We start from the raw sequence: 15,821 nt of genomic DNA on the forward strand, positions 1-15,821 counted from the left end.
TTTATTTACTACTGGCAATACTTATAGCGCGTACTACTTTAAGCTTTTAAGCTCTTACCTAACATTTCCCATGTAGCAACAACGCTATCTGGGTTGAGTGAGATAGAAGTAATACCTTTCTCTACCAACCAGCGTGCAAAGTCAGGATGGTCGGAAGGGCCTTGGCCGCAGATACCGACATATTTGTTTTGCTTACGGCAAGCATCGATTGAGCGGGCAATCATGAATTCAACCGCTGGATCACGTTCATCAAAATCAATTGCGAGCAGCTCCATACCGGAGTCACGATCAAGACCTAATGTTAATTGAGTCATGTCGTTCGAACCAATAGAGAATCCATCAAAATACTCAAGGAACTGATCAGCCAAAATTGCATTGGATGGGATTTCGCACATCATGATCAGGCGCAAACCATTCACGCCACGCTTTAAGCCGAACTTTTCCATCATATTAATGACGCGCTCAGCCTGCTTAGTGGTCCGTACAAAAGGAACCATGATTTCAACGTTGTCCAAGCCCATATCTTCACGTACACGCTTCATTGCTGCGCACTCTAGGGCAAAGGCTTCACCGAACTCTTCAGACACATAACGAGACGCGCCACGGAAACCCAGCATTGGATTCTCTTCATCTGGCTCGTAGCGTGATCCGCCAATCAGCTTCTTGTACTCATTTGACTTAAAGTCAGATAAACGGACGATCACCGGTTTTGGATAAAAAGCAGCGGCAATGGTTGCTACACCCTCAACCAATTTATCTTCATAAAACTGACGTGGACTTGCATAACCACGAGCAACGCTTTCAACCGCACGCTTGAGATCGGGATCAATATTAGGATACTCAAGCACTGCACGTGGATGCACGCCAATATAGTTATTGATAATGAACTCTAGACGCGCCAATCCAACACCTGCATTTGGAATTTGGCAGAAATCAAAAGCCAGCTGAGGATTACCAATATTCATGGTGATCTTGACTGGAATCTCTGGCAATACGCCACGAGATACTTCAGTGACTTCAGTTTCGATCAAACCATCATAGATATGGCCTTCATCACCTTCCGCGCAAGAAACAGTTACCACCATGCCATCTTGTAAATGTTCAGTTGCATCGCCACAACCAACTACTGCTGGTACACCTAATTCACGGGCAATGATCGCCGCGTGGCAAGTACGACCACCGCGATTGGTTACGATTGCGGAAGCGCGCTTCATCACTGGCTCCCAGTTAGGATCAGTCATATCAGCCACCAACACATCGCCAGGCTGTACACGATCCATTTCACTTGGGTCGCGAATGATGCGAACAGGGCCGGCGCCAATTTTTTGACCAATCGCACGACCCTTGGCCAACACTTTAGAGCTACCTTTGAGCTTGTAACGCATTTCTACTTGGCCAGCTGCTTGACTCTTAACAGTCTCTGGACGTGCTTGAAGAATATAAATACGGCCATCCTGGCCATCCTTACCCCATTCGATATCCATTGGACGACCGTAGTGCTTTTCGATAATGACAGCGTATTTAGCTAACTCAGTAATGTCGTCATCTTCCAATGAGAAGCGATTGCGTTTTTCTGGTGTGACATCTACTGTTTGCACTTTTTCAGCGGAACCCTTTGGCGCAAATTGCATCTGAATTAATTTAGAGCCTAAAGCACGGCGAATAATTGCCTTTTTACCTTGAGCTAATGTCGTTTTAAAGACATAGAATTCATCAGGATTCACTGCGCCCTGCACCACTGTCTCACCTAAACCATAGCTAGAGGTAATAAAGACAACATCTTCAAAGCCAGACTCAGTATCCAAAGTAAACATCACGCCCGCTGCCCCCAGATCGGAGCGCACCATCCGCTGAATACCAGCAGATAAGGCTACTTCAGCGTGGGCAAAACCTTTATGGACGCGATAAGAAATTGCACGGTCGTTATAAAGTGAGGCAAACACTTCGCGAATTTTCTTGAGAACATCATCAATGCCCTCAACATTCAAGAATGTTTCTTGTTGGCCAGCAAAAGAAGCGTCCGGCAAATCTTCGGCAGTTGCTGAAGAGCGCACTGCGAATGAGCCTTTGCCTGAATCATCTAGTACAGCAAATGCTTTACGAATTTCTTCATCAAGCTTAGGCTGAAAGGGGGCAGTTTCAATCCAATTTCGGATCTCAGCTCCAGCCTGAGCCAAAGCGCGAACATCATCAATATTGAGACCTTCTAAACGCTGTTGAATGCGCTCAGTCAGATTATTGTGTTTTAAGAAATCACGGAATGCTAAGGAAGTGGTTGCAAAACCAGTTGGTACACGAACACCAGTGGAAGCCAACTGAGAAATCATTTCGCCTAAAGAAGCATTCTTACCGCCAACTGATTCAACATCAGTCATTCGGAGTTGTTCAAAAGGCAAAACATAGGCATCTGCCACGCTACTATTTTGTTGCTGTTGGTTGGACATAAAATACTCTCAAAAGATAAGGAAACTGGTCTAGCGGCCACATAAAATGGGGCATACTTTAATATGATTCTATTGTAGTGCTGACCCCAACTTTTAGGCCAAATCGATGTCTACTGAAACCCGCATTGTTTTTATCGTCTCTGATGGCACCGGCATCACGGCCGAGAACTTCAGTCAGTCGATTTTGGCTCAATTTGAGGCCACTTTTAAGCACATTCGTGTACCTTTTGTGGATAGCGTTGATAAGGCGCATGACGCAGTCAAAAGCATCAACCAAGCGGCCGGTAACTATGGGGGGCAACCTATTGTTTTCACAACTTTGGTGAATTCTGAGCTCAATGCCATAGTCGCTAAGGCCAACGGGCTCATTTTGGATATGTTCCAGACCTTTGTAGCGCCTTTAGAGGCCGCCCTGGGTATGAAATCCACCCATGCCATGAACCGCCTTCACCATAATGCCGACACTGAGGCCTATAAAAACCGTATCGAGGCTATTAACTATTCACTAGCCCATGATGACGGTCAATCCAATCAAAACCTGGCTGAGGCAGATGTCATTTTGGTTGGTATTTCACGGGTTGGCAAAACCCCAACTAGCCTTTATTTGGCAATGCAATATGGATTAAAAGCCGCCAATTACCCCCTCATTCCCGAGGACTTTGAACGCGGGCAGCTACCAAAAGATTTAATCCCTTATCGCCAGAAAATCTTTGGCCTGATGATTGATGCAGAACGTCTCTCGGAGATTCGCAATGAGCGCAGACCGGGCAGTAATTACGCTAAATTAGAAAACTGTCGCTATGAAATTAATGAAGCCACTGCGATGATGAAAAAGCAATCTATTCCATGGGTGCTCACTACTAGCAAATCCATTGAAGAAATTGCCACCACCGTGCTTCAAGCGATCAAGTCAGACAGAACCATCCTAGGATAGGAAGATTGGCGCATTTAGTTTTGCGGACATCGATTAGCCAGAGGTTTATTAGCGAACCGATCATTGATCCAGGGTAAGAAAGTTTGCTGCGCCTCTAATGGGCTAGTGAAGTGAGTTGCCCCATCCAACTCTATATGCTGTATATTGCCACCCATTTTGCACATCTGAGCTTCATAGATATCGACCATCGGCTTGGGAACCGCGTCTTTAGTTCCACGAAACACTAGCACTGGCACCGCAGGAGCGTTATTGGGTATACCGCCGGTAATCATTACCTCAATCCAAGCTTGAGTATTGATCGGCACTGACTTCACTAGGGATTTGTAATTATCTCCGTAACTATAGGTCAATGCATCACTCAATACATGGAAGCATTTATTGTTGGAAAGTTGATCAAACACCGCAGCACCTTCAGGCGTAAACCAATCAGTAAGCTGTAACTTTTCCGGATAGGCCGCCTGCATGCCATACATCATCCCTGCTAGATGACCCCATAAAAAAATGTTTTGTGAAAGCGGTGCAGTAATTTTCTCCATGGCCTGATCTACATTATCACTACTACTCATCATGGCGTATTGAGCAACACCCGAGAGGTTAACTGGAGATAAAGCGACAACACCCACTAGTTCAATGCCATCAAAAGCAGTACCAGTTTGCGCTAAGTATTCCTTAGATCCACCAGCAGAAAGAACGGAGTAACCGCCCTCAGACCAGCCGTATAACAAAGCTTTTTTACCGGCACCAGCCTCCTTAACGGAGCCAGCAGCCCGAATAGCATTAATCGCATCACGACCCTGAGTTTGCCCAACTGCATATTGATGCTTACCGCCACCACCAAGACCTTGATAGTCAGTTGCTACAACAACATATCCTTCTTTGATTAATTCAGCCAAAGAAAGAACTCCATAATCCTCCCAAGAATTACCATTCATTAGATAGTATTCATTTAGAGGTACTGCTGGATTAATTTGTTGAGAGGGGCCGCAATTCTGTGCGCTGCCTGTTGTGCCATGTGACCAAGAAACAATCGGTCGTCCGCCCTTAGGTGCCTGACCAATGGGTGCGATCAATAAGCCAGTGGAAATGGTTTTGAGATTATTCACATCAGAAGAAATATAAGCAATCCGCCAAGCCTGTGCACCAGCAATTTCTGTAGCTATTTTTTCTTTTTTGACAACTTGACCGAGCTTTCCTTCGGGCCTAATTTGAGATGAGGCAACATAAAAGGGTGGTATCGAGGGGGTGGCCATAGCACTCATCGATATGAATAGGCTGCAGACAAGAGTCTGAACTAAAGCACATCCAAAACGTTTCATGACTACTCCCTTAGGAATTAAAATTTAAATAGAAAGGTTAGCCTACCCTCTTCTGACTCGCACCGTCTCAAATAGACAAATAGCTGCGGCAGTCGATACGTTTAATGACTCCACTCGAGGATCTATAGGAATGGAGATGCCTTTAGCTTGAGCCAGGAGATCTTCAGACACGCCCTGGCCTTCGCTCCCCATGACCCATGCAACTGGGTGCAGTAAATCATTCTTTAAAGAAAATAGATCACATTTTGCATCTGCAGTGGCGGCCAATAGAGGTGCCGTTACAGCACTCAACACTTGTTGGTTAGACCAACCTTCATAGAGATCCAATAAACGGTGTGCACCCATACCGGCGCGCAAGACTTTGTTAGACCATAGATGTGCGCAGCCAGACAAAGCCAACACTTGAGTAAAGCCAGCAGCTGCTGCGGTTCGCAAAATAGAGCCTACATTGCCAGCATCTTGCACGCGATCCAATATCACAACATCACCCGCCAATGTAGCAATGGATTGGGATGGAGCCAAGCTGGATTTTGGAAGATCAAGCAAACCAGCAAGATGCGGCGCATTCACTAGTTCACTTAATAAATCCCATAGGGCGCTATCTAATTGATAAACCTTGGTATCTGGGCAAATCTCGAGATGTGAATACACTGCTTGTGCAATTTCAGAATTCTTTAAACCCACCTCAGAGGTAAATAAGATCTTCAGACCTGGATCCCCTAGCCATGTTTGTACCAGATGAATACCTTCAAGTAGGGCTTGTCCACAAGCTAACCTTGCTTTTTGACCTTTTGAGCCAGTAGCTTGCAACAGCCGAACCTCTTTAAATAAAGCATTGTCTTTAGATGTAATGAGATCGAAGTTCATATGAATTAAAAACTACCTTCAAGCACTCTTCGTACGGGCGCAAAACTTTTTCGGTGCTCAGTGCATACCCCATATTGTTTTAACGCAGCAAAATGGGCTTCTGTAGGATAGCCCATATGTTGGGAAAAACCATATTGAGGATGCTGTTCATGCAAAGCAATCATCTGGCGATCACGCGTGACCTTCGCCACAATAGATGCAGCAGAAATCGCTGGTTCTTTTGTGTCGCCCTTCACAATGGCTTCGGCAGCAATTGACAATTCAGGGCAGCGATTTCCATCAATTAGGGCTTTGCTTGGCCACTCACCAAGGCGAGCGGCAAGGTCTTCAACGGCCCGGCGCATCGCTAACATCGTTGCCTGAAGAATATTAATGCTATCAATTTCTGTTGGGCTCGCCTCGCCAACACCCCAAGCCTTGGCCTTTTCCATGATTTGTTCATATAGAAATTCACGGCGTACGGCGCTTAACTTTTTTGAGTCTTTTAAACCTTCAATAGGGTTCTCTGGATCTAATACAACAGCGCCAGCGACTACTGCGCCAACCAATGGGCCACGACCCGCCTCATCTACGCCACAGACCCAAATCATGTTCATGCACTCACTCTATTCTTGCGGCCATTAGCAATCGTTTGGGCAACAGCTTGTGCAACCAATAATCCCGTTGGTCGGCGTAAGGTTTCATGCATTTTTGCAAAACGTGCCTTCAACTCAGCAACCTTACTAGGATGGTCTAACCAATTGAGGACAGCGGCTGCCAATTTCTCGGGAGTAGCATCATCTTGTAGCAATTCAGGCACCACAAATTCTCCACACAAAATATTAGGTAGGCCGACATAAGGCATATAACCCTGTCGCTTCATAATTTGCGCCGTTAACCAAGGCACTTTATAAGAAATCACCATGGGTTTTTTCCACAATGCCGCCTGTAATGTCGCGGTTCCACTGGCAATCAACACAACATCAGAAGCTTCCAATACTTCATCTGCCATGCCATCAATCAAATGAATTCGAATATCGGGATACTGCTTTCTAGTTTTCTCTAACAACTGCTCAAGCGGCTCACGCAAGCGAGGTGTCGCAATAGGGATTAAGAAATTCAACGTTTGTCCTTGAAGGCGATCCGCTAATAATTCCATTGTCTGGAAAAATATCGGCGCAATGTGTTCAATTTCAGATCCACGACTACCCGGTAAAACTGCAACTGCAATTCCCTCTAATGCGCCCTCAGAAAGATTTAAAGTGTGCGTCAGTTTTATTCTTGCTGCTGGTGTGTTGGGTTCAAGTGGAATATCACTTGCCAAAGGATGGCCCACATAAGTAGAGGCTACTCCAGCACGATCATAAATCTCGGTTTCAAATGGAAAAATACACAGCATTCTCTCCACTGCTTGAGAAATCTTTTTGATACGCCCCGCTCTCCATGCCCAAATAGATGGAGACACCAAATGCAAGGTAGGGATTCCGGCCTTTCGTAATTGCAGCTCTACCCCTAAATTAAAGTCGGGGGCATCAATACCTAAATAGACATCAGGACGACCCTCACCTAGAAGATTGGCAATCAGCTCTTTACGAAGTTTCAAGATGGCGGGAAGCTGCTTAATGGCCTCTACATACCCACGAACACTCAGTGTTTCCATAGGCCAATCGGAGTGCATGCCCTGGGCTTGCATCCTTGGGCCTCCAATGCCGTAGACCTCTAGGCCCGCCATATCTGGAATTTGATTTAAGGCGCTCAGAACTGGCGCGGCTAATAAATCACCAGAAGGCTCGCCAGCTACACAAGCTAACTTTGGCAAAGTAATCCGATCGTTAGCGAATAATGCCGCGCGTAGAGGCAGCAATAAAATCATGGAACTGCGCGAGCTTATCGGCAGTCGCTTGGTCGCCTGAGCTGGCGGCAACCATCTTCTGAATTTCTACTTTAGCGTCCTCAAAACTGAGCCCATCTTTATAAAGAACTTTGTAAGCTTGACGCAAAGCTGTAACTGTTTCACTTGAAAACCCGCGGCGCTTTAAACCTTCTACGTTGATGCCATGTGGAGATGCCTTATCTCCAGCAGCAATCACAAATGGCGGAATATCTTGAACCAATGCTGAAGCACCACCCAACATTGCATGCTGGCCAATACGCACAAATTGATGCACCCCAGACATACCACCCATAATGGCCCAGTCTTCTACTTGAACGTGTCCAGCAATTTGGGCATTACTCGAAAAAATGGTGTGATTACCCACCTGACAATCATGTGCAATGTGCACATATGCCATGATCCAGTTATCGTTACCAATACGAGTAATACCTAGGTCTTGTGAGGTTCCAGTATGAATAGTGGTGAACTCACGAATCGTGTTGCGATCACCAATAATAAGCTGAGTTGGCTCACCACGATATTTCATATCTTGTGGTGGTCCACCAATTGCCGCAAAGTGTGCAAATGTATTTTCTTTGCCAATAGTGGTATGACCCTCTATGACAGTATGGGATCCCACTTTGGTGCCAGAACCAATTTTGACGTTGGGTCCAATGACGGAAAACGGGCCAACCTCAACATCACTTGCGAGTTCAGCTTTGCTATCAACTACAGCAGATGCATGAATCCGAGTCATTACGCGCCTTTCGAACGTACCGCACAAGTAATATTGGCTTCTGCAGCGATTTCACCATCCACAGTTGCCTGAACTGCGAACTTATAAATACCTGCGCGACCACGCTCTAGCCTCGCAGTCATAATCAATTGATCACCGGGAAGTACTGGTTTTTTAAAACGGGCACCATCAATACCAGCAAAGTAATAAATTGCATCTTCAGCACGCTCTTCGGAAAATGTTAGCAATGCAGCTGTTTGAGCTAACGCCTCAATAATTAATACTCCAGGCATCACCGGGAAATCAGGAAAGTGCCCCTGAAAGAATGGCTCATTCATCGTGACATTTTTTAAGGCGGTAATGGTTTCGCGAGGCGTTATTTCCAGAACGCGATCTACCAGTAAAAATGGATAGCGATGTGGCAATAACTGCAAAATTTTGTGGATATCAATCGCGATAGGGTTACTCATACATTACCTGCTCAAAGTTATTAATTCATTAAATGCCAAAAGAGCCTTAAGACTCCGTACTTTTGTTTTTATCCAATAAACGCAGGCGTTGGCGTATTTTATCGAGTCCACGCAAGATCGCCGCATTTTTTTCCCAGGCCCCATGAAGCATTGATGGGTAGACGCCGGTGTAATGCTGACCAGGCTCTGTAATCGAGCGAATAATAGAAGTATTGCCAGAAACCGTTGTTCTATCAGCAATCGTTAGATGGCCAGCAAAATTAGCGGCGCCACCAATGATGCAGAAATTGCCAATTTTGGTGCTCCCTGAAATTGCAGCGCAGCCCGCAATCACGCAGCAATTGCCCACTACTACGTTATGTGCGATCTGCACTTGATTGTCAATTTTGCTACCTGAGCCGATGATGGTGTCACTCATAGCCCCACGATCAATTGTCGTTGATGCTCCAATCTCTACATCGCTTCCGATAACTACATTACCAGTCTGAGGAATTTTTACCCACTCTCCACCAGTCGCAGAAAAATCAGGGGCGAACCCAAAGCCATCAGCACCAATGACGGCTCCACTATGAATAATGCAACGCTCACCAATTTGCGTGCCAAAATAAAGTGATACCGCCGGATAAATTAAAGTGTCGCTAGCGATGTCACAATTTTCTGCAACAAAAGTATTGCCTAAAATTGCAACGCGCTCTCCAAGCTTAACGCCAGCACCTATACGTACAAACGGACCAATATGACAGGAGGCTGGAATGCTAGCGCTTGGGTCAACCACTGCAGCAGAGTGAATACCCGGTTCATATATGGGGGCGCTTTGCCGAGCAAAATATTGCGCAACTCTTGCAAAAGTAGCATAGGGATTTTTAGCAACAAAATAGACTCGTCCAGAGGAATGAGTTCCTGGATTGGCTTGTAAAAATTCTAAATCTGCTTTGCTAACAATTAAAGCGCCAGCGCTACTGTCGGCGGCTTGCTTACGGTAGAGAGGATTCGATAAAAAGGAGATTTGGCTTGATTGCGCCCGCTCAAGGGGTGCTAAACCATTAAAAACTGTGGAGGCTTCCCCCACCAAGCTTGCTTGAAACTGATTGGCCAGCTCAATGGCGGTAAGCATAAGACTTATTTTTGGCTATTTAAGGCCTTGATAACATCATCAGTTACATCGGCCTTAGGATTAACATAAGCAGCCTCTTGAACGATGATGTCAAGCTTTCTTTGTTCAGCAATTTGCTTGAGGACTAAGTTTGCTTTCTCAGCAATCTTGGCGCGCTCTTCAAATGTACGCTGGTTTAAATCTTCTGTAAATTCACGTTGCTTACGTTGCAATTCGCGGTCTTGATCAGCCAATTCGCGCTGACGACGTGAACGCTCTGCTTCACTCATTACAGCACCATCACGGTCAAGCTTTTCGGCTGCGGCTTTAATCTTTTCAGCGCTTTTGCGTAACTCGTCCTGACGTTTTGTAAATTCATTTTGCAAACGAGTTTGCATTGCTTTGGCCAAGTTAGACTCATTAAATACTTTTTCTGAGTTCACAACAGCGACGCGCGTTCCCGCATCTTGAGCAAATGCTAGCGGCGCGATAAAAGCACTTGCCATGGCAACCAAGCCAACCTGAATCCATTTTGAAGAGTTTGAAAACTTCATAAAACTTTCCTTGAACAATTAAAACGCTGTTCCAACCTGGAACTGCAAACGTTGAATGTTATCCGTTGGCTGAGATTTGTACGGAATACCATAACTAAACTTCAGTGGTCCTAACGGTGATATCCATGATATACCCAAACCATAGGAGTATCTTAAGACTAGGTTCAGGTTTTGACCAAAAGCATTACCGCCGTCGATAAAGGTAAAGGCTCTTAACGTTTTGTCAGTTCCGGACCCAGGCACAGGCACCGTGTACTCAATATTCGTCACGATCTTTGACTGACCACCGGTAGGCTGATAAGACCCAGTATTCGTGTTGTAATACTGCGGACCCAAGGAACCGGGGGAATAACCGCGTACCGATCCAATACCACCAACATAGTAATTTTTAGTAATTGGGAAGGGATTGCTACCGTAAGCCTGACCATATCCAACCTCGCCATTAAAGGACAAGATATTTCCCTTGGAAAAAGAGTGATACTTTTGATATTGCCCGTACACACGATAGAAATTCATATTGGCAACCGGAGTACCAACCTCACCAGACAGCTGCTCTAAAGAACCCTCCGAGGGAATTAGAGCACTATCTCGCCCATCGCGCGACCAACCTACAGTTACTGGAACGTTATAAGTGTTTAAGGTGGCTGGATAGCCAGGAGCAGCGACGCCATAACTTTGCGCATAATTTAAATACGGAATAGGGGTATTAGAAGTTGTATTAATTTGGAAGGCTTCAAAACCAGTACCAAAAAATACGCGATCGACCTCTGTATACGGAACACCAAATTTAATATTTGAGCCCACGTTTTTAATTTGGTAATCTGGATCGCCAATGTAATAAAGCGGCTTTGAAGATCTATAGTACAAATCAGTGTAACGACTGATACCCTCTTCAGTGAAATACGGGTCATAGTTTGACAGCGTTAAATTCTGATTAATTTTTCCTAATGACATATTCAAGCCGATGGCTGTTCCGGTGCCGAACGCATTATCTTGATTGATACCAGCAGATAAAATTAATTTCTCAGTTGAGGAAAAGCCTGCGCCCAGAGTGATGGCTCCTGTTGGCTTTTCTGTGACCTTTACGTTCACGTCAACCTGGTCTGGAGAGCCCGGAACATCTTCTGTGGCAATATCAGTCTCGGTAAAGTAGCCCAACCTACCTAAACGCTTCTTTGATAGCTCAATCTTATCGCTGTCAAACCAAGAACTTTCAAATTGACGCATTTCACGTCGTATGACTACGTCACGTGTTTTTGCATTTCCACTAATGGCCACTTGGCGAACATAAATACGGCGCCCCGGATCAATCACCAAGGTGAGATCAACTTCTGCTAAGTCACGACGCACATCTGGCTGAGGATTTACTGTTGCAAAAGCATAGCCATACGTTCCTAATACTTCGGCAATTGCCTTAGTGCTTTCTGTGAGTTTAGCCGATGAGTAAGTATCGCCCTGTTTAAGGGTGATCAGCTTCATAAACTCAGATTCTTTACCCAATAAATCACCAGCCAGACGAACATCCTTCACCGTGAATTTTTTTCCTTCACGAATGCTGATGGTGAGGAAGATGCCTTTTTTATCAGGGGTAATAGAAACCTGAGTGGATTCAATCACAAATTCGAGATAGCCTCGATTTAAATAATAAGAGCGAATACTTTCTAAATCGGCTGTCAGCTTTTGCTTGGAATACTGGTTGTCCTTGCTATACCAAGATAACCATCCACCCGTCTTTAACTGCATTTGGCTATTGAGTGTGCTCTCACTAAACTCTTCATTGCCAATAAAGTTAATTTCTTGAATTTTGGCAACCGGGCCTTCATCAATATTGAAATAAACGGCCACCTGATTGCGCTCAAGCGGGGTAACAGTAGCCACCACCTCTGCCGCAAACATCCCTTTACCAACATACTGACGCTTTAATTCTTGCTCAGCTTTATCAATAAGCGCCTTGTCGTAAAAACGAGCTTCTGCTACACCAACAGCCTTCAAAGACTTTCTCACTAAGTCCGGGTCAAATTCCTTCATCCCGGTGAACTCGATACGTGAAATAGTTGGGCGCTCTTCGACAATGACGATCAATACATTACCTTGCGCCTGAATTTGAACGTCCCTAAAAAAGCCAGTGCTATATAAAGCCTTAATAGCTTCGGTACTTTTTTCTTCGTTAAAGGTGTCACCCACTTGAACCGGCAAATAACTAAATACCGTTCCTGGCTCTACGCGCTGTAAACCTTCAACCCGAATATCCTTCACCACAAAGGAGTCTGCTGCATGCGCATTGACGCTGAACATCACAGCCAAAATCAGCAGTAATTGAGCAAATAAACGAGCAAAAATCGAGGAAGATAAGATCAGAAAATTCAAGGCGACAAATAGCGTTGTAAATCGTTAAACAAGGCCAGCAGGGAAATAAAAATCAATAAGAAAAAGCCCGCTTTTTGGAGCTGTTCCTGCCTTGAAATTGAAATCCGCTTACCAGCGACCAACTCCCATGCATCATACAGGAGCTGACCCCCATCAAGCATGGGAAAAGGTAGCAAATTTAATATTCCAATACTGATACTCATTAGTGCTAAAAATGCCAAAAAAGGCTGCCAGCCAACCTGTGCAGTCTTACCGGCCATGTCCGCAATACTCAGTGGCCCCCCGAGCTGTTTAAAAGATGTCTTTCCTGTAACGATGCCAGCCATTACCCTTACGGAAAGCTTGCTAATCAGATAAACCCTTTCTGCCGCAAAACACACTGCGTCGATAGGCCCCAACTTCAGCTCCTTCCAGCCCGCCAAAGGGGTGGCTACCGGCAAAATGCCCAATTTAGCTACGGGGTCTGCATCAGGACTCAGGCGGGGTAAATCTTCAGCCAAAAAAACTTTGGTGAAGCGCTGGCCATCAGGCCCAAGCATCTCAAGCTCAAAGCCATACTCGCCGGCTAGAGCATCCATTAGCCTCCAACGCAGAGCATTCCAGCTGGGGATGGACTTAAATTCACCAGAAAGGGGCACAGATTTAACCCCAGAATCCAGCTGCTGCCATCCCAGCACCTGATCCCCCGCCCTAAGGTCCAATTGAGCCGCTATTGAATTCTCAGGGGGAGCTTGTAAAACAGCCGGCAATTGAGGGACCCCTGAGAGGTATAAGCCGGCAAAAAGGAGGATAGCCAGGAAAAAATTAGCAAAAGGCCCCGCTGCAACAATCAGCGATCTTTTCCACAAGGGTTTGTAATCATAGGCTTCTGATTGTTCAACCAAGCTAATAGACTGAGTACGATCGCGCCCATCCAATAATTTCACATAACCCCCAAGAGGAATCGGGGCCAATGTCCACTCAGTTTTATTGTTTGCTTGATAGGTAAAAAAGGGTTTACCAAAGCCAATCGAAAATCTCAGGACCCGCACTCCACAAGCACGCGCTGCTAAAAAATGGCCAAACTCATGAAAGCTCACTAGTACCCCGAGAGTAACTAGAAAAGCGCCAAGAGTGATAAGTGCTTGCAAAGATAAGCCTAAGATTATTTTTTAATACTGACGCATCAAGTCATGAGCCACTGATCTGGCTTGAGCATCAATAGCCAAGATGGTTTCTAACGAATCCGCATTGGTGACAGCAATTGCATCTAGGGTTTTCTCAACCACTTGAGGTATTTGCAAATACGGTAAACCAGCATCCAAGAAAGCGGCTACTGCCACTTCATTCGCGGCATTAAGTACTGCCGGAGCAGTACCGCCAGCTTTGGCTGCCGCAAACGCAAGAGAGAGGCATGGGAAGCGCGCTAATTCAGGCTCTGAAAAATTCAGGGCCGCCAACTGCGCTAAATCTAATGGGGCAACCCCGGCCTCAATACGCTCTGGCCAAGCTAGCCCATAGGCAATAGGAGTGCGCATATCAGGTTGTCCTAATTGCGCCAATACTGAGCCGTCACGATAACGCACCATTGAATGCACCACGCTTTGTGGATGAATTAATACTTTAATTTTTTCAAGTGGCAAACCAAACAACCAAAAAGCTTCAATCACTTCAAGGCCTTTGTTCATCATGGTTGCTGAATCAACGGAAATTTTTCTGCCCATTACCCAATTGGGATGAGCGCAAGCCTGCTCTGGAGTAATGGCCGCCAGCTGTTCAATAGGCGTACTGCGAAATGGTCCACCTGAAGCAGTTAACCACAGCTCCTCAACGCCAAGACCATTGTGCGTTGACTTAGTAAATTCATTTGGCAGGCATTGAAAGATCGCATTATGTTCGCTATCAATCGGAAGTAACTCACCACCGCCACTTTTCATGGCTTGCATAAATAAATTGCCCGACATCACCAAAGCTTCTTTATTGGCCAGCAAAACTCGCTTACCTGCTTTTGCTGCAGCCAATGCTGGCACCAACCCAGCTGCCCCGACTATAGCTGCCATTACCGTATCGCAAGACGACTCAGTAACAGCGCTCACTAAGGCATCTGGACCATACATCACTTGCGTAGAAACCCCCTGCTCAAGCAGCATCTTCTCCAGGCGAGCAGCATCCCCCGCTTCGCTAACAACCGCAATCATGGGTTTAAATTCAACACATTGCTGAGCCAAGAGCTCGATTTGCTTTCCAGCCGTAAGGGCAACTACATTAAAACGAGCAGGATGAGCACGAATGACATCCAAGGTGTTGACCCCAATAGAGCCCGTTGAGCCGAGTATGGCAACCTGCCGCATCGCCATCACACCAACCCAGCAAGTAAGGCGGCAATAGGCATTGTTGGAATTAATGCATCTACACGATCTAAAACCCCACCATGCCCAGGCAATAAATTGCTGCTGTCTTTAACTCCAGCCAAACGTTTTAATTGGGACTCAAAAAGATCGCCAAAAATACTGAATGCGCATAATAAGGTAACCATCAGGAACATGGGCACCCAACCAAAGCGAATCGCCCAAGCGCCAAACAAGGTTGATTCAAAGGGTAAATACATAACGCAGAGCAAGGCGTAGACATAACAAAGCACTAATCCGCCGATGGCTCCCTCAACTGATTTCCCCGGGCTAATCTGAATAGCCAATTTTCGTTTACCAAAAGCCTTGCCAACAAAGTACGCGCCAATATCAGCAACCCATACCAATGCCATACTGCTCAAAAGAAAAACCAATCCCAGTTCGCGCAAAAACGCCAATGCAAACCAAGTTGCCGGCAACACAATCAGCCCAAGCACAGCATAGAATGGTCGCAATTTTTGGAGCGAAAGATTCATTCCTTTAGCAAGCAGAAAAGGGGCGATAAAGAACCAAAACAGCACTGCGGATATCAGCAATGAAAACTGCCATGCCGTATTTTGCATGCCCAATAAGAAGAGAATGATGGTCAAGCAAAAGAATGCGTAAAGCCATGCAGCGCGCCTAGCCTCGGGAGCAAGCAAACAACTCCACTCCCAGGCGGCTGCCAACAGCGCCACTAGGAAGAATGCGCCGATATAAACGGCTGGCAGTAAAAATAGAATGGGCAGAAGTACCGCCAGTAAAACAAGGGCAGTAATTATGCGGGTTTTTAACATGGTGAGATGACTTTAGTGAACAAGC

The 15,821-nt window shown here is 45.7% G+C and carries 14 protein-coding genes; 1 reads left to right on the forward strand and 13 read right to left on the reverse strand.

Features of this window, described 5'->3' with window-relative positions; genetic code table 11:
* Positions 1 to 38: 38 nt before the first annotated feature.
* The gene (gene ppsA / locus PNUC_RS07500) at positions 39 to 2,444 is read right to left on the reverse strand and encodes a phosphoenolpyruvate synthase (protein ID WP_011903270.1); all 2,406 of its coding nucleotides are present in this window, start codon (positions 2,442 to 2,444) and stop codon (positions 39 to 41) included.
* A 106-nt stretch (positions 2,445 to 2,550) separates the two neighbouring features.
* Between ppsA and ppsR the strand changes: the two genes are divergently transcribed.
* Entirely contained in the window at positions 2,551 to 3,378 is an 828-nt protein-coding gene (gene ppsR, locus PNUC_RS07505; RefSeq protein WP_011903271.1) for a posphoenolpyruvate synthetase regulatory kinase/phosphorylase PpsR, read from the forward strand.
* Between the two features lie 14 nt (positions 3,379 to 3,392).
* Here ppsR and PNUC_RS07510 read toward each other — a convergent pair whose 3' ends face one another.
* From PNUC_RS07510 to PNUC_RS07565, 12 genes are all read right to left on the reverse strand, one after another.
* The gene (locus PNUC_RS07510; RefSeq protein ID WP_011903272.1) at positions 3,393 to 4,694 is read right to left on the reverse strand and encodes an alpha/beta fold hydrolase; all 1,302 of its coding nucleotides are present in this window, start codon (positions 4,692 to 4,694) and stop codon (positions 3,393 to 3,395) included.
* A 42-nt stretch (positions 4,695 to 4,736) separates the two neighbouring features.
* On the reverse strand, positions 4,737 to 5,561 hold the full coding sequence (locus tag PNUC_RS07515; protein WP_011903273.1) for a TrmH family RNA methyltransferase: 825 nt from the start codon (positions 5,559 to 5,561) through the stop codon (positions 4,737 to 4,739).
* A gap of 5 nt (positions 5,562 to 5,566) precedes the next feature.
* Entirely contained in the window at positions 5,567 to 6,157 is a 591-nt protein-coding gene (rnhB, locus tag PNUC_RS07520) for a ribonuclease HII (protein WP_011903274.1), read from the reverse strand.
* A complete protein-coding gene (lpxB, locus tag PNUC_RS07525) occupies positions 6,154 to 7,365 on the reverse strand; it encodes a lipid-A-disaccharide synthase (protein ID WP_048812275.1) in 1,212 nt (403 codons plus the stop codon). The genes rnhB and lpxB overlap by 4 nt, the downstream gene beginning before the upstream one ends.
* Before the next feature lie 7 nt (positions 7,366 to 7,372).
* Complete coding sequence (gene lpxA / locus PNUC_RS07530; RefSeq protein WP_011903276.1) at positions 7,373 to 8,170, reverse strand: acyl-ACP--UDP-N-acetylglucosamine O-acyltransferase; 798 nt, start codon at positions 8,168 to 8,170, stop codon at positions 7,373 to 7,375.
* Positions 8,170 to 8,619, reverse strand: a complete 450-nt coding sequence (fabZ, locus tag PNUC_RS07535) for a 3-hydroxyacyl-ACP dehydratase FabZ (RefSeq protein WP_011903277.1) — start codon at positions 8,617 to 8,619, stop codon at positions 8,170 to 8,172. Before fabZ ends, lpxA begins: the two co-directional genes overlap by 1 nt.
* 46 nt (positions 8,620 to 8,665) lie before the next feature.
* Positions 8,666 to 9,733 (reverse strand): UDP-3-O-(3-hydroxymyristoyl)glucosamine N-acyltransferase, encoded by a 1,068-nt coding sequence (gene lpxD / locus PNUC_RS07540; RefSeq protein WP_011903278.1) that lies wholly within the window; start codon positions 9,731 to 9,733, stop codon positions 8,666 to 8,668.
* Between the two features lie 5 nt (positions 9,734 to 9,738).
* Positions 9,739 to 10,266, reverse strand: a complete 528-nt coding sequence (locus PNUC_RS07545; RefSeq protein WP_011903279.1) for an OmpH family outer membrane protein — start codon at positions 10,264 to 10,266, stop codon at positions 9,739 to 9,741.
* Between the two features lie 18 nt (positions 10,267 to 10,284).
* Positions 10,285 to 12,561: an outer membrane protein assembly factor BamA gene (bamA, locus tag PNUC_RS07550; RefSeq protein ID WP_011903280.1), complete on the reverse strand. Its 2,277-nt coding sequence runs from the start codon at positions 12,559 to 12,561 to the stop codon at positions 10,285 to 10,287.
* Positions 12,562 to 12,629: 68 nt separating this feature from the next.
* Positions 12,630 to 13,763, reverse strand: a complete 1,134-nt coding sequence (locus PNUC_RS07555; protein WP_011903281.1) for a M50 family metallopeptidase — start codon at positions 13,761 to 13,763, stop codon at positions 12,630 to 12,632.
* A gap of 21 nt (positions 13,764 to 13,784) precedes the next feature.
* The gene (ispC, locus tag PNUC_RS07560) at positions 13,785 to 14,963 is read right to left on the reverse strand and encodes a 1-deoxy-D-xylulose-5-phosphate reductoisomerase (protein WP_048812276.1); all 1,179 of its coding nucleotides are present in this window, start codon (positions 14,961 to 14,963) and stop codon (positions 13,785 to 13,787) included.
* Between the two features lie 5 nt (positions 14,964 to 14,968).
* The gene (locus tag PNUC_RS07565) at positions 14,969 to 15,796 is read right to left on the reverse strand and encodes a phosphatidate cytidylyltransferase (protein ID WP_011903283.1); all 828 of its coding nucleotides are present in this window, start codon (positions 15,794 to 15,796) and stop codon (positions 14,969 to 14,971) included.
* Between the last annotated feature and the right edge of the window lie 25 nt (positions 15,797 to 15,821).

It is taken from the genome of Polynucleobacter asymbioticus QLW-P1DMWA-1 (assembly GCF_000016345.1).
GTDB classification, from domain to species: Bacteria; Pseudomonadota; Gammaproteobacteria; order Burkholderiales; family Burkholderiaceae; genus Polynucleobacter; species Polynucleobacter asymbioticus.

Excerpts from the sequence above, each read along its gene's own strand:
- ppsR (WP_011903271.1), top strand. The coding sequence starts at position 2,551 with ATGTCTACTGAAACCCGCATTGTTTTTATCGTCTCTGATGGCACCGGC.
- PNUC_RS07565 (WP_011903283.1), bottom strand. The coding sequence starts at position 15,796 with ATGTTAAAAACCCGCATAATTACTGCCCTTGTTTTACTGGCGGTACTT.
- lpxD (WP_011903278.1), bottom strand. The coding sequence starts at position 9,733 with ATGCTTACCGCCATTGAGCTGGCCAATCAGTTTCAAGCAAGCTTGGTG.
- rnhB (WP_011903274.1), bottom strand. The coding sequence starts at position 6,157 with ATGAACATGATTTGGGTCTGTGGCGTAGATGAGGCGGGTCGTGGCCCA.
- ispC (WP_048812276.1), bottom strand. The coding sequence starts at position 14,963 with ATGCGGCAGGTTGCCATACTCGGCTCAACGGGCTCTATTGGGGTCAAC.
- PNUC_RS07545 (WP_011903279.1), bottom strand. The coding sequence starts at position 10,266 with ATGAAGTTTTCAAACTCTTCAAAATGGATTCAGGTTGGCTTGGTTGCC.
- ppsA (WP_011903270.1), bottom strand. The coding sequence starts at position 2,444 with ATGTCCAACCAACAGCAACAAAATAGTAGCGTGGCAGATGCCTATGTT.
- PNUC_RS07510 (WP_011903272.1), bottom strand. The coding sequence starts at position 4,694 with ATGAAACGTTTTGGATGTGCTTTAGTTCAGACTCTTGTCTGCAGCCTA.
- PNUC_RS07515 (WP_011903273.1), bottom strand. The coding sequence starts at position 5,561 with ATGAACTTCGATCTCATTACATCTAAAGACAATGCTTTATTTAAAGAG.
- fabZ (WP_011903277.1), bottom strand. The coding sequence starts at position 8,619 with ATGAGTAACCCTATCGCGATTGATATCCACAAAATTTTGCAGTTATTG.
- bamA (WP_011903280.1), bottom strand. The coding sequence starts at position 12,561 with ATGTTCAGCGTCAATGCGCATGCAGCAGACTCCTTTGTGGTGAAGGAT.
- lpxA (WP_011903276.1), bottom strand. The coding sequence starts at position 8,170 with ATGACTCGGATTCATGCATCTGCTGTAGTTGATAGCAAAGCTGAACTC.